Annotated in this window: 14 protein-coding genes; all 14 read left to right on the top strand. The window is 55.7% G+C overall.

Annotated elements, in window-relative coordinates:
* Positions 1-4: 4 nt before the first annotated feature.
* The 14 genes from Q0P60_RS10565 (at position 5) to Q0P60_RS10500 (ending at position 13,687) form a co-directional block, all read left to right on the top strand.
* The gene (locus Q0P60_RS10565) at positions 5-2,362 is read left to right on the top strand and encodes a hemagglutinin repeat-containing protein (protein WP_294992445.1); all 2,358 of its coding nucleotides are present in this window, start codon (positions 5-7) and stop codon (positions 2,360-2,362) included.
* Positions 2,363-2,697: 335 nt separating this feature from the next.
* A complete protein-coding gene (locus Q0P60_RS10560) occupies positions 2,698-3,336 on the top strand; it encodes a hypothetical protein (RefSeq protein ID WP_294992442.1) in 639 nt (212 codons plus the stop codon).
* Between the two features lie 118 nt (positions 3,337-3,454).
* Positions 3,455-4,015, top strand: a complete 561-nt coding sequence (locus Q0P60_RS10555; RefSeq protein WP_294992439.1) for a hypothetical protein — start codon at positions 3,455-3,457, stop codon at positions 4,013-4,015.
* A gap of 247 nt (positions 4,016-4,262) precedes the next feature.
* Positions 4,263-4,868, top strand: a complete 606-nt coding sequence (locus tag Q0P60_RS10550) for a hypothetical protein (protein ID WP_294992436.1) — start codon at positions 4,263-4,265, stop codon at positions 4,866-4,868.
* A gap of 151 nt (positions 4,869-5,019) precedes the next feature.
* Positions 5,020-5,292: a hypothetical protein gene (locus tag Q0P60_RS10545; RefSeq protein WP_294992433.1), complete on the top strand. Its 273-nt coding sequence runs from the start codon at positions 5,020-5,022 to the stop codon at positions 5,290-5,292.
* 614 nt (positions 5,293-5,906) lie between these two features.
* Entirely contained in the window at positions 5,907-6,254 is a 348-nt protein-coding gene (locus Q0P60_RS10540; protein WP_294992429.1) for a barstar family protein, read from the top strand.
* Between the two features lie 217 nt (positions 6,255-6,471).
* Positions 6,472-6,912: a hypothetical protein gene (locus tag Q0P60_RS10535; protein WP_294992426.1), complete on the top strand. Its 441-nt coding sequence runs from the start codon at positions 6,472-6,474 to the stop codon at positions 6,910-6,912.
* Positions 6,913-6,922: 10 nt separating this feature from the next.
* Entirely contained in the window at positions 6,923-7,120 is a 198-nt protein-coding gene (locus tag Q0P60_RS10530; RefSeq protein WP_294992422.1) for a DUF4926 domain-containing protein, read from the top strand.
* 1,926 nt (positions 7,121-9,046) lie between these two features.
* Positions 9,047-9,388: a hypothetical protein gene (locus Q0P60_RS10525; RefSeq protein WP_294992418.1), complete on the top strand. Its 342-nt coding sequence runs from the start codon at positions 9,047-9,049 to the stop codon at positions 9,386-9,388.
* A gap of 197 nt (positions 9,389-9,585) precedes the next feature.
* A complete protein-coding gene (locus Q0P60_RS10520; protein ID WP_294992415.1) occupies positions 9,586-10,314 on the top strand; it encodes a hypothetical protein in 729 nt (242 codons plus the stop codon).
* A 495-nt stretch (positions 10,315-10,809) separates the two neighbouring features.
* Positions 10,810-11,472 carry a hypothetical protein gene (locus Q0P60_RS10515; protein ID WP_294992411.1) on the top strand — a complete coding sequence of 221 codons (663 nt, stop codon included), beginning with the start codon at positions 10,810-10,812 and terminating at the stop codon, positions 11,470-11,472.
* A 616-nt stretch (positions 11,473-12,088) separates the two neighbouring features.
* Positions 12,089-12,376: a hypothetical protein gene (locus Q0P60_RS10510; protein WP_294992406.1), complete on the top strand. Its 288-nt coding sequence runs from the start codon at positions 12,089-12,091 to the stop codon at positions 12,374-12,376.
* Positions 12,377-12,668: 292 nt separating this feature from the next.
* The gene (locus Q0P60_RS10505; RefSeq protein ID WP_049444286.1) at positions 12,669-13,220 is read left to right on the top strand and encodes an HdeD family acid-resistance protein; all 552 of its coding nucleotides are present in this window, start codon (positions 12,669-12,671) and stop codon (positions 13,218-13,220) included.
* Positions 13,217-13,687, top strand: a complete 471-nt coding sequence (locus Q0P60_RS10500; protein WP_294992397.1) for a hypothetical protein — start codon at positions 13,217-13,219, stop codon at positions 13,685-13,687. Before Q0P60_RS10505 ends, Q0P60_RS10500 begins: the two co-directional genes overlap by 4 nt.
* Positions 13,688-13,693 lie beyond the last annotated feature (6 nt).

Below are 13,693 nucleotides of genomic sequence, written 5' to 3'. Positions count from 1 at the left end.
GGCCGTGGGCAGCACCCTCCGCAGCCAGGGCGACGTCAGCATCGTGGCCACCGCCGGTGACCTGAGCATCGTCGGCAGCCAGGTGAAGGGCGACAACGTGGCGCTGGCCGCGCGGGACAACATCACCCTGCGCAGCGAAGCGGAGGACCACACGCAGTCGTCGAAGAACAAGAGCGGCAGCGGTGAGATCGGCTTCAGCATCGGTGCGCAGACCGGCTGGTACGTTTCGGCCAGCACCGCCAAGGGCAAGGGCAGCGGCAACGGCACCACGCATGTGGAAACGGTGGTCGACGCCGACCGCAACCTGACCGTGATCAGCGGCAAGGACACCACGCTGCAGGGGGCCCAGCTGAGCGGCGACAAGGTGGTGGCCAGCATCGGCGGCAACCTGTCGATCATCAGCGAGCAGGACACCGACGACTACGCCAGCAAGCAGACCCAGGCCGGCGGCACGTTCGTGTACGGCAGCGGTGGCAGCGTCAACATCGGCCAGCAGAAGGTCGAGAGCCACCTGCGCAGTGTGCAGGAACAGAGTGGCATCGTTGCCGGCAGCGGCGGCTTCGACATCACCGTGGGCGGCAACACGCACCTGGAAGGCGGTGTGATCGGCAGTACTGCCGATGCCTCGAAGAACCGCCTGGATACCGGCAGCCTGACCGTTGTCGACATCGAGAACGAATCCCGTGCCAAGACCAGTGGCGGTGGTATCGGCACCGGGCTGGGCAGCGGTGGTGGCATCAGCAACCCACTGGGCAGCGTGGCCGGCGCAGGACTGAGCCTGCTGGGCGGCACGAAGAAGAACGACAGCAGTACCACGCGCTCGGACATCGCCGCCGGCACGGTGGTGGTGCGCGATGGCAATGAAAGCGCCCTGACCGGACTTGATCGTACGGCCACTGGGTTTGATACCGACAGTGCACTGTCGGCCGTTGATCTGCGCAAGATGCAGGAGCGCGCCGAAGTGATGCAGTTGGGCGGGCAGCTGTTGTTCAAGGGCGTGGGTGACCTGGGCGGCTACCTGAGCCAGAAGGCGGAGACCGAAGAAGGCAAGGCGTTCTGGGCCGACGGCGGCAATGGCCGCGCGCTGCTGCATGGCATGGCCGGTGCAGCAATGGCCGCGCTGGGTGGGGCGGATGCACTGAAGGGCGCAGTGAGTGCTGCCGGTGCGGAGAAGGCCAAGATCGCAATCTCGGAATTCCTCGAGAACAACAAGGGCAGCCTGAGCTGGGAGGACTACCAGTCGCTGATGGAAGTCGGCAGCGCGATGGTGGGTGGGGCGCTGGGTGGAAGCACGGGCGCCAACATTGCAGTGACCGGGGACCGGTTCAATCGGCAGCTGCACCCGGATGAGGTGAAGTGGATCAACATGAATGCTGCCGCGTTCGCTGCCCAGGAGGGTATCAGCGAAGCGGAGGCGGTACGCAGGCTGACCACGGAGGGTGCCGCGCGTGTTGATGCAAAGGTCAACCGGTTGGTGGGCAACGAGAACGTTGATCTCGAAGCAACCGCGTTCCTGAGCAAGATGGGTGGGACGTACGGGTTCACCGCGACGGAGGCTGAGTACAACAACTTCAACCTCTATGGGAAAGAGCTGCTCAAGGACGACGCGCTGTACCGGCAGGTCTTCAACTCGCTGCTTGCCTCGGGTATCTCCAAGGATGATTTGAACTACAGCTTCTTTGATCTGAACGGCCTGCGCGCCACGATGGGCCGCGGCCGAGACGGTCAGACGATGCTGGGGACCTTCAGTGGCGACGTGGGCGCCGCTCGGAGCGTGATCGCCAGCGTAGCCAACGGCGACGGCAACGGTGCTGCCATCGGCGCAGCGACGTTCCTGATCCCGGTGCGGTTGCCGGGGGCGAAGATCGTTGGTGAAGTGGGTGCGGAGATCGCGGGGGCTGCGACCAAGCAGGGTGTGCTCAAATCGGAGGAGATCCTGAAGTCGGTGCAGAATGCGGCGACTGAGACAGCTGGACAGGGAGCATCTGTCAGGTTGAGCGAGCCTTTGCTTGGCGAGCTGGCCGCCACTGGAGTGAAGCTCACGCGCGAGAATGTCGTTGCGGTTTCCCGCAATCCCAGCGGAAAAGTTGTATTTTTGGAGACCGGAAATTCCAAGGCTGGCTTGAAACACATCATTGAAGAGCACTCTAAGGAGTTCGCTCAGATGGGTGTGTCCGAGGCGCAAATTCCGGAGGTTGTAATGAAGGCTGTTTCTGAAGGAAGGCTCGTTGGGCACCAAGGTTCCGGAGTTGGGCGTCCGATTTATGAGGTGAGCATCAATGGGAAGATGCAACGTATTGCTGTGACTGTTAGTGACAATGGGTATATCGTGGGTGCGAATCCGCGTGGGAGCATTAAGTGAAGGCAATAAAACTCATGGCTGATTATCATTGCTTTCCAATTTGGGATATGACGCCAGGGAACTACAGGGATGTCGCGCCTGGCGAGCTTCCAATTTCGAAAGAGCTTCAAAGGCGTCTCCTGAGTTGGGCGTCATCTTATGACGAAACACTTGACGCTGATTATCCTCCGAATTCCGGATTCAAGAGCGATGTGGATGAGTCCAATTTCAGGCGAGAGGCTGAATCGCTGCTCAAATGTTTGAGGGCTGAGCTCGGTCCAGACGTCGACATTTCGTACACGGAAAATTGAATTGGCAGGCTGATCATTGCCGATGACGGGAATGTTGGGTTCACGGTGGGTAATGAGCCCCCTGCCAAGACCAGTGGCGGCCGCATCGACACCGAGCTCAGCAGCGGCGGTGGCATCAGCAACCCACTGGGCAGCGTGGCCGGCGCAGGACTGAGCCTGCTGGGCGGCACGAAGAAGAACGACAGCAGTACCACGCGCTCGGACATCGCCGCCGGCACGGTGGTGGTGCGCGATGGCAATGAAAGCGCCCTGACCGGACTTGATCGTACGGCCACTGGGTTTGATACCGACAGTGCACTGTCGGCCGTTGATCTGCGCAAGATGCAGGAGCGCGCCGAAGTGATGCAGTTGGGCGGGCAGCTGTTGTTCAAGGGCGTGGGTGACCTGGGCGGCTACCTGAGCCAGAAGGCGGAGACCGAAGAAGGCAAAGCGTTCTGGGCCGACGGCGGCAATGGCCGCGCGCTGCTGCATGGTATGGCCGGTGCAGCACTGGCCGCGCTGGGGGGCGATGCGCTGAAGGGCGCAGTGAGTACTGTTGGTGCGGAGAAGGCCACGAAGGCGATTTCGGAATTCCTAGTGCACGAGAAGGGTGGCTTAAGCCGGCAGAATTACCAGTCGCTTTCGGGGGAGGGCGGTCACGACATGTTTGAAGGAAAGATGGCACTGCGGATGGACCAAAATTGAGGCATGTCCAGGTTGTGAAAGAACGCCGAAATTAATGTGGGGATCTATGCTACCTGATGGTTCCATTGTTGGCGGTGGTGCAATAATTACGTGGTTTGCCATTGATATTAATGGGCGAATGGCAATGTTCATTAATAACCGATTTGGATCAGTGCCGAAGTGCGTTCAGGAGCTGGGAAATGTTTGTCAGCTGCTCCGGGAGCTTGGCGAGTTTGCTTGGGGGGACTCGGGTAATTACCCTTCATTCACAGTGGGGCAAGGCGGTGGATTCTCGGTAGACATGTATTCGTACTGGCTGAATAAGGATGCTTCGAGGTCCGATTTGACACGGGAGCTCCAGGAAGAATTTGATCGCTATGGAGTTAATTCAGATGCGTCAATTGCAATTGAAAGAGGTATGTATCTCTTCTTTGCAGTTGAGGGGAATAGCGTTGGAGATGATTGCCCGGTTGGTTGCGATCGCCCTGTAAAGATGGGGGACTACTACAGATACCTGGTCCCTGAGGTATGCTCGGGAATCAATAGCATTCCGGAAGAGCTCAGGGGCACATTCGCCCGCACTCGATCAATAGACTTCTCGAAGGATAGACTCCTGGTTAGAGAACTGATTGACGTGTACTTTCCGGAGGTATTTCCAGCGCCAGATGGAGTGGGCAGGGTAGCGGCAGCATGTGAATAGCCTTGTTGACTTGCGAGGCCAAGGCGTATTTTCCTATCAGCTTGTTTCACGACAGCTGGAGTCAAGTGCTGAAATTCCTTCGAACAATGCGTTCTCGCACGCTGGGGCTCAGGCAGGCTCGGGCTTGCAGTGATTTGAAGTGGGATTGCTTCCGTGGAGCCTCCTGCTATGTGGGAGTCATTGCTGAAGCAGCACTCAAGCAATGCGCTGTCTGCCCGCAGGAAGAATCCCTAAAGGAGGTTTGGCGATGAATGTTGGCGGGGCATCCATTCAGAAGATATTGGACGGAGAGATGGCGATATGCTTCTTCGTTCACCGCTCTGCTTTCTATTGGGTTATGGATGATAGGGCCAACTTCAGTCTTGATGCGGAAAAGGACTATAGGGCCTATCTTGATCGGGGCCATATAAGTGCAAGCCAGTACGACGCGGCCTGTCGTGAGTTCCGTGGTGGAATTCTGAGGCTCGACGAAAACAACTTTCTCGAGTACCTGCGCGCTGCTGGTGGCGGGCACACCACAGATGAAATGGCGGCGATGTTCAAAACCAACGACGCCGACGTGGGTGATCCACTTGGACTACATGCGAGGGTGGAGCGATTCAACGTATCGGGCTCCGGTCTTGCGAAGGGTGACTTTATGGCAGCTGAGCGCCTTGCCGCTCGGCTTCCAGGGTTCTATGTGAACTTCGACCGGAAGGTATTCTTGCATATGGAGTCGGATCGCTTTCACGAGGATCTGGCTTACCCTGACTGGGAAGCTGGATTCGGAGACTTCTGCCATCTTGTACCTGACGGCGCGCGCTACTGGATGGATGGCGCAGATTTCTGGAAGGTTCGATTTATTCATGGCTGAGATGAACGACTGCCAGCGCGTTGACGGCGGGTGCTACCAGTGTTTTTGCGAGTCTCAGGGTGGGTTGTACGGTGGTGGGAGGCAGCAAACTGCAGTTCAAAAAAACCTGGTTAATTGACGGGGTCCAAGTAATCAGTTCGAGTCCGCTGAAATGAAGATCAAAAATATTGATTCTACTCTTAAGCGAATGATTGAACTTCTTCGCATGGGCGGGGACGTGGAGGGGTGGGCGGTGGCTCTTGAGGGAATTCGGGCGGACTTTCACAGCGATCCTAAGTATGCCTCGTCAAAGTTGATGTCTATGTATGGTGGGATGGGCTCTCTGAATGATCTAGTTCTTTATGGCGATGGTCAGGCGCTGGTTGTAGAGAATAATGAATTTGACTTTCTGAGGGCGCAGCTTTATGAGCTTGCAAAACGTTAGCTTGATGGTGCAAAAGGTGTAGCAACAGCCGAAAGAGCCGCATTGCCAGCGGGATATCGCGAAGGATCGTCGGCAGGTTCTGGCTTTGCAGAGACTGCAGGTTTACCGGATGGTATCGCAGGGTAATCAATACCAAGGCCGGCAACACGGAGGTGCTGGCAGCAGATGGAAACTGTACCTGGAAACAGGCAATGGACTACAGCCAAAGGCGGGAGGATATCTGGCGGGTCTGGTTGAGGCGGGGAAAAGTATTGCGGCTGGCAAGGAGCCAACCCGCTTCATTGATGGCGTTACGGTTGTTGATAAGAAGGCCGGTAACGTCCTCCAAGGTGCTGTTGATCCTGCTCCAACTCAAGATTGGATAAAGTCAGGTGGATCCTACCCTCACAAAAACGATGGTTCTATATTCCAAGATCGTGCAGGAGATTTTCCGATTAAGCCAGCTGGCTACTATGCGGAGTATGTGCACCCTACCCCAGGAGTCACGGGGCGTGGAGCTCATCGTATGGTCGTCGGAAAGGGGGTGAGATGTACTGCGCTGCAGATCACTATAAGGCATCTATTCCGACCAGTAAGTGAGGGTTAATTAATTGTCGATAAAGTATTATGAGTCGATGCCGTCATACAGTGCTGCGGAAGTGTTTTATGTGAGGGTTGATCCTGGTATATCTGTTCCGGACGAGTTGTTGAAGGCTCTGTATTATTTGCTGTGGTTTCCAGGGTATTTTGGGTTTAATTGGGATGCTCTGTATGATTGTTTGAATGATTTTGAGTGGATTCCCTGCAAAAAAATTGTTGTTGTACATGAGCGTCTTCCGGATTTTGCGGACGAAGATTTGAGAATTTACTTGGAAATCTTGCGTGATGCAGTTGCCAGTTGGTCGGGAAGTGAAGCTCATGAGTTCGAAGTTTTCTTTCGAGAAAGCGATCAGCGTAGAGTGGAAAGTATTCTGGCTAGCTAGCTGGGGCAAAAGGTATCGAAATTGCGCCGGGCAAAATTAACCACCTATTTGGCAGAGTAGCCAGTAACTCCCATAATTCCGCGCGTTCGAATCAGCTTGCGCTGGAAATGATGAGGCTTGGTGTTCCCGGCAACGCTACTGGTCGGCAGATGTTAACGGACCACTTGGCCATTTCGGCTAAAAATGAAGGTAATGTGGTAGATACTTTCTCGAACCAGTGCTGTTCAAAGGGGGCCTGGGCGGCTACCTGAGCCGGAAGGCGGATACCGAAGAAAGCAAAGCGTTCTGGGCCGACGGCGGCAATGGCCTCGTGCTTCTGCATGGTATGGCCGGTACAGCAATGGCCGCGCTGGGTGGTGCGGATGCACTCAAGGGCGCGGTGAGTGCTGCCGGTGCGGAGAAGGCCAAGATCGCTATCTCGGAATTCCTCGAGAACAACAGGGGCAGCCTGAGCGGGCAGGACTACAAGTCGCTATCGAAGTCGGCAGCGCGATGGTGGGTGGGCGCTGGGTGGAAGCACGGGCGCAAACATTGCAGTGACCGGGGACCGGTTCAATCGGCAGCTGCACCCGACGGTAATACGGCAATTGCTCGTACAGGTTGGATATATGATCCGGGCTCTGCCACACCTGGGATGACGACCCTCTATGTCAAGTAAGGAGTGTAAGGTGGGCTATTCAATTCTTGATGTAGTTGTATTAATCGAGGATATCCCGGGAGAGGAGCTGCGAGCTGGTATGAAAGGGGCGATTATTGAGGTCCATAATCAGCCAGTTGAGGGCTATGAAGTAGAGTTTTGTGACGAGCAGGGGCGCACAGTTGCGCAATTGGCATTATCCTCTGATCAATTTCAACTCGATAAGTAGGTGCAAAAGCAACAGGTGGTGCAGTAGAGCTAACATTTGACAAGGCTGCCCGGACTTGGACAGCTCCAGCAGGTCTAGACTATGGACAAGGATCGGTTCAATGAAACAGAGTTTTGTATGTTTTAGAGCATGCAGAGCCGAATCCGGCCATGACGACGCATAGCGTCTTTAGTATGGACAGAAAAGAAGCTTTAGGCGCTGTTGATGAGGCATGGCTCAAGAAAGGTAGTCCCGTGGTAGGTGATCCGTGCGCATATATTGTCCCGATGGATCGTGCGATTGGTGCTTCTGGGAAAAGCGGGTACTAAATATTATTCGGCCAGGGGATAATAAGGTCATTGCCGCCTATCCTGTTAAATAGAGATATTTAATATGCTGTGTCCAAGGTGTGATCAGGGGGATGTTGTCAAGGCTAGAATTGTAGCTAACGGCACTTGCCTATTCGTATGTCAGGAGTGCGAGGCTTCATGGTTTCTGTACGAAGAAATTGGGGTTAAGGCATTTGTCGACTATGGTACTTATATGGGAAGTCTAGGGCTGAAACCACTATGGAGTGAGTTGGAAGTAATTCCTGAGTAGGTGCAAAGGGCTCTGAGCAGTCATTGAAGACCCACAGCGGCGGGATTGCTCTATCAGCCCGTTTGCGGTGAAGGAGTCGCGCGGAAAGGCAGTGACAATAGATGGCATGGCGACATTCGAGCTATCCCCCCTCAGAAATCAGGGAATTCTGGTTGTGAACACGAAAGGCAGCCTTGGAATATTCTGGACGCTTGTGGGCGATTCAGGTGATTGCTATCAGGACGAAGTGCCTGGGCTTATCTTCTACGGATACGGGTCTGGTGACCTGGGTAGGCAGCCTGTCGACAGTAGATGCACGTTTGAGGCCATCTGGAACGGTTGCGCTGACGTAAGGTTTAGGGATTGGGATGGCGATCGCATGAGTAATATGTCGGCGGAGGTAAAAATACACTCTTGGCCTGATGAGGCCGAGTGGTCGTCACTTGTCAGGCGATCGCTGGAGTGGTTTGTTGACGGTGGTGCAGCCGTTTCCTGGTGCGGGTCGGAGCTGAGTAGTCCCTCATTGGGCGTGTTCTCTCCAGTGAAGGGCTGCGGCTCGGTATACGCCGCATACAGCAAGTGTGTAGGCTTTGTTTGTGGTTCTGGATTGGGGGATGAATATCAGGATCTCAGTCCATCCCAACTTGATGGATTCAGTAAAGCAATCCTTGATTGCATGTAATGCTTGTCCAGGACTGCGTGTGACAGTGGACGTATCGTGGGCTCGAATCCACGTAATAGGTGGTTGAGCTGTGGCTGGCCTGCCACTCGCTGACATGCAATGCTGCTGAAGTCGATGTGGCGGTGCGATATCGTATGGCGGATATGGAAGTGACGTAGATCCGATGAGCATCCTCCTCGAGGCTCAGTAGTCACCACATGGGGCAAGCAATGGCGATGTACATATCCATAGGCGACGGGAATGGGCCGCCAGGGGTTGGCTGGTCCACTTCCGGCGGAGTGTTTGACTGCATCGTAGAGTCAACACGAATGCTCCTTCAGCCGGACGAACAGTGCTGCCTCAGAGATATCTATGCTCCGTTGGATGAGCAGGGACAGAATTTCATTGTCCTCGACTACGTCGATGAGAGCTGCTTCAATTTATTCTATTCACGGTGCAAGCAGGCGATGGAGGGATTTCCTTCATCGGATCGGGCGAAGATCGTTCCCGAAAGCCACATCCCAGGAATCGTGTGGAATTGGTCCGAAGTCCTGAGGATCATGCGAGAGGATCCTCGTTATCGTGAGTCCTCGTAAAAGATGATGGACGCTTGGACGAAGGTGGATATATCGAAATTGCGCCGGGTAACTTCGACTGCCTCTCACTGATAAGTTTTGTAATTTGAGGGCTACTCTGGTGGGGATTAAATGAAGCTGATTGGAAGCCTTACGGAACAATCCTATCGTGAGGGGCTATCTGCGTCATGGACTGAGCTTAGAGAGCCGGGAAATCAGTTGTTCTCTATCATGGTGGGCAGGCTCGGCTTGATTCATAGCGCTTTTGTGCTGAATTGGACGCCTGAACAATCTGAGGATCTATACACGGTCCTGGTCAATGGGGTGGAAGTGATTCGGCTTGAAGTTTCAAGACCTGGTGGGAAGGTTGTGGATTTTCAAGCTGCTGGTGTGAAGGACTACGAGAGATCGCTTCGTTCGCGACAGGGTAGGATTAAGCTGGCGGTTGCTCTTGATTTGGCAGGCAAGCGTTGAAAGCAGTCCTGATCCCGGGGACGATCCGATCGCTGGTGTAGAGGATTCGCCGAGAGGTAGGCGGTAATCTGCTGCGACGGCGGCCAAGCCCCCAGTTCTGGTCGTGACTTCCCTATGATCGGCCTTTTTCATGCTGTCAACGTAAGTACTCAAAATAGTCCAGTTCAACAGTTAATGAATTTGAAGGGGGTTTGCTGTTGAAGAAATACAGATTTGTCTATGAGCATGGAATGTTTGATGGGCTGAGCGCGCTTTCAATGGTCATTGACGTGCTGCGTGCTATGGGCTGCCCGCCTGCGTTCTCCCTGCGCGGAAATGATGTTGGCCTGAAAGCCATAGAGAGAGAAACTGCAGAGAGAAAAGCCTGGCCAAGTGGCTTGGCTTCAAGTGGATACGACCTTCGTTTCGGCTTGATTCCGGCGTGGGGACAGTGCTTTGTTCTGATGCAGGAGACGGTCGAGCATGATCATGTAGATCTGGGATCGAAATTTGATCCACTTCTTGGTGTCAGAGGGATGGTTCAGGCGTGGGTTGCCGATGTGGATTACGATTATTGGCAAAATGCGACCGATCCGCTGCAGTACGAGCACGCCGGTCGAACTCTCTCGGGCCTCTCGCTGAAATCCAATGGGCTGCCCCCTCCCTTGCATCAGATGGAAATAGATACGTCTCTGAATCCTGGGCGAAAGGTATTCAGGCAGGGATATATGGAAGCTGTTGGAAGCCTCATGTGGTTGGGTGATGCCTTTTGGAGCAAAGTTGGCACTTCCCGCGGTCGAAGTTTGTCGATGCTGAAAGAGGCGGGTGTGAAGGTATACGAATCTGGCAACGTTGATAAGATCTTTGCGTCTGACGATGTTTTCCGTGATGAATCAACTTCGAAAACCCAGAAGCTCCTTCGGAGCGCGCTTTTTGGAGTGGATTGAGGTCACGCGAGGCTGGAGTTCAAATGGCGGCGTCGTCTGCAATGGCACGGCGAATTGGCTGGTACAAAAGTCATTCTGATCTGCTGGTGAGGCAGCTGCAGGAAGGGTGGCGAAAAACATCCCGACTCCAGGGAAGAGGGGCAGTGTCGAACCCAGCGTTGCCGTCGATATTCCTGTTGCAGGGCCGAGCAGAAGCGAGCGCTAGCTGGGGATGGGTCTCCAAGGCTGGCCCAGTGCTTGTGAGGAAGCTTACGTGCGTCTAGGCGTCAACGAATTTGTGAGCTTGTTGGAGGATGTTCCTTCAGCGAGCATCTGTCGTGGCAGCCTTGGGGTGGTAGTTGCCGTGTTCTCCGAGCCGGCGGAGACTTATGAGGTTGAGTTCTGCGATGGGGATGGTACGTAAATTGCGCATAATTGTTCTTCGTGATGCCGCGAGATCATGGGTGTTACTGGGCTTCGTGATGGGTGGGTATCGACCCAAATTCGTTGTCGAGCATGCGAAGTCTGGAGGAGTTTGGTTTGATTAATCTGCTGGAAGATTGGTGTTCCTTTTGCGAGGGTGTTGCTGTTTTCGACAAGTCCCATTTTCTGGGATTGTTGAAGGAGCACTCCAGTAATGATGAGCTCAATGTTATATTCAGCCATTTCCCATTTTCAGATATTCTCGCATCGAGGGCCGCGCAGGTGATTGCGTCCGGCACTATCGAGGGGTCCTTCTATCTTTTGCCCGCATCATTTGCATCCAGGGATGAGCTTGTGCGGCTTGGGGGCGAATGGCTGAGTGCGCAGGCGTTGATATGCGGAGAGATTGACGATGTGGAGATCTCCGAGATCTGTGCCGGTGCAAGTGTGAGATTTGTTTCAGTCGATGATCTGGACTCTGCGCTTCGCCAGGACATTCCGCAGCACTGGATTTTTGACGAGGTTGGGGATGCATTGAGAGCGAGCAGGATGTCCGATTCAGATCAGATGTATGCCTTGCTTGAGGCGCTTTATGGGCTGGCTGCTGACTATTATCTGGCTTGGTATATCGCTGGTCCGCTATTTAAAATTGATGTTGATCTTGAGCCTTACTTTCGCTTTTGGAGTGCAGGTGGGCGTTGTGCGCTCACACGTAAGGAGCTGATGGTCTCCAGCCGGGCGGCATCTCTCAACTAGAGCGTGTGTTCTGAACCCTGCCATATATCTCGCATGTGTCCATAACGAATGTTGGTTTGTCAATCGAGTCGGCGCTGGTTGATGCGGCGATCGCACGGCATGCTGCTTGCAAGGAAGCTAATTGACTAGGCTTCAACGTCTCTCATCGGAGATTTGAGTGAAAGGAAGGAATGAACGGGCTGCGGACTTTTCCGGGCGGGTGGGAGTGCCCATTGAGCGGAGTCATCTGTCTGATTTCATTGATGTCATGGATGGGCTTGTTAAAGGGGAAGGCTCGTATTTCATTTTCAAGCTGGATGGAGAAAGGTCTGGTGGTAGGCTCACGTTCGTCTTCTGTGATCGCACAAGGGATGTTGTACTGAGAAGGGATACCTCCAGCATTGAGGACGGGATGATGCACATGTTTGCTGGGCTGGAAGAGGCGGGTGGGTACGCTTGATGGCGGCGCGAGGATATACGTCCTTGTTTCGGCCAGGTCCCTCTATCGCCGCCGGCGTGATGGCGCGTGATGTGATGTGAACTTCATGATCCATGACTTCGTGGGAATCGCAGTCTCTCGTCCCGATGGGATACTTCAAGAATGAGGGATACGTACGATCTGTATGGCGCTGGAGGCTTGGACCTCTATTCGGCGAAGTGCGTGGCGGAGGCCGCGCTTGGCGTGATTTTTGAAGAGAGGGACAGCGCCTACCAGGGAGGAATGTACTACCGGTATGTGGGGCGTGATTCAGAAAATATGGTTCTGAAGATCAACGTTGACCCGATTGATGGGGCGCCGGCGGAGGTTGCATTCCCGCAGTACCCCGTCCTGCTGTATGTGAATTCGACACGAAGAGCATCTGGCCTTGAAGAGGCCATCGGGCGTTGCGGAATGTTTGAATTACTCCGGCGTGAGCGCTTGTAGGCGACATGGCTGGATGCTTGGCGCCTGATGGGCCTTCCATTCAAAAGCCGAAATTTCAAGCAATTCCCCGCCAGGATCACCGGCAGTGGCATCAGCCCCCCGGCTCAGCCTCGGCGGCGCAAGGGGGCGCAGGGCCACGCGAAGATAGCGACAGCTAGTGTCCATTGATGAGATCCGAGCAATGTCGCCGATGGCAGCGCCGGCCCACGACAATCCCACCAAAGAGCACCGTCATCTCCCTCTTCATCCCGAACGGCTAGGATGAACCCGGTTCCGGATCGAAGGAGTGGTCATGAATTCCCCCTTGTCTCCCCTGTTGTCGGCGGTTGGCCGTAGCTGGTGGATCCTCCTGCTGTATGGCCTGGTCGCTCTCGGCTTCGGCATCATCGCCATCGGCTGGCCGTTGTCGGCGGCCATGGCATTGGCCTGGACGCTGGGCGTGATGGCCATCGTCGAGGGTGTCATCAGCCTGTTCGCATTGATCAGTGGCGGCAGCGGCGCTTCGCGCGGCTGGCTTGCGCTGTATGTCATTGCTTCGCTGGGCTTCGGCATCCTGGCGGTGATCAACCCGCTGGCGACGGCCAGCGTGCTGGTGCTGTTCCTGGCGGCGTGGCTGCTGGTGGCCGGCATCTATCGCATCGTGTTCGCGATCCGCGTGCGCAAGCAGATCCAGGGCGAGTGGCTGCTGATCCTCAGTGGCGTGCTGGCGGTGGTGCTGGGCCTGTTGTTTGCGGCCAACCCGTATGCCGGCGTGGCGGTCACCACCCTGTGGATCGGTATCGGCAGCCTGCTGTACGGGCTGCTGCAGGTGCTGGTGGCGTTCAAGCTGCGGAAGCTGAAGTGAGAACGGCGCTTGCACCGCTGCTGGCGGCGGTGCTGGCCGCGGCCGGATGCACGCCCGGCGCCTTGCCGGCGGAGCCGGGCGGCAAGGGGCATGCGCCACGGCCCGGAGTGGAGGTGCGCTTGAGCGCGGTTGATGCAAGCGGCAAGGGCACGCCGGCGCAGTGGCGGGGCGAGACCCTGATGCTGCGCGAGCCGCCGATTGCCGGCAGCGCGGACATTGCCGATGTGCGCTACGTGCTGGATGAGGGCCAGCAGCCGCGTCTGCAGATACGCTACCGGCCGGAGGCACGCCAGCGCATCCACGATGGCACGGCGGCGCTGGTGGGCAAGCGCGCGGCGATCAGCGTGGATGGCCGCGTGCTGATGGTGGCGACGGTGCAGGGGCCATTCGGCGAATCGATGATGCTGAGCGGGCTGCCGAGCGTTGCCGAGGCGCGGGAGCTGGCCAGGCACATCACGGGCGAATGACGGGCG

This window comes from uncultured Stenotrophomonas sp., from assembly GCF_945952405.1.
GTDB lineage: Bacteria > Pseudomonadota > Gammaproteobacteria > Xanthomonadales > Xanthomonadaceae > Stenotrophomonas.
Note: the sequence above shows the minus strand (reverse complement) of the source record. Positions and strands in the feature narration are given on the sequence as shown.

Coding starts and splice junctions, on each gene's coding strand:
- Q0P60_RS10555 (WP_294992439.1), top strand. CDS start 3,455: ATGGCAATGTTCATTAATAACCGATTTGGATCAGTGCCGAAGTGCGTT.
- Q0P60_RS10550 (WP_294992436.1), top strand. CDS start 4,263: ATGAATGTTGGCGGGGCATCCATTCAGAAGATATTGGACGGAGAGATG.
- Q0P60_RS10545 (WP_294992433.1), top strand. CDS start 5,020: ATGAAGATCAAAAATATTGATTCTACTCTTAAGCGAATGATTGAACTT.
- Q0P60_RS10540 (WP_294992429.1), top strand. CDS start 5,907: ATGCCGTCATACAGTGCTGCGGAAGTGTTTTATGTGAGGGTTGATCCT.
- Q0P60_RS10525 (WP_294992418.1), top strand. CDS start 9,047: ATGAAGCTGATTGGAAGCCTTACGGAACAATCCTATCGTGAGGGGCTA.
- Q0P60_RS10515 (WP_294992411.1), top strand. CDS start 10,810: ATGCGAAGTCTGGAGGAGTTTGGTTTGATTAATCTGCTGGAAGATTGG.
- Q0P60_RS10505 (WP_049444286.1), top strand. CDS start 12,669: ATGAATTCCCCCTTGTCTCCCCTGTTGTCGGCGGTTGGCCGTAGCTGG.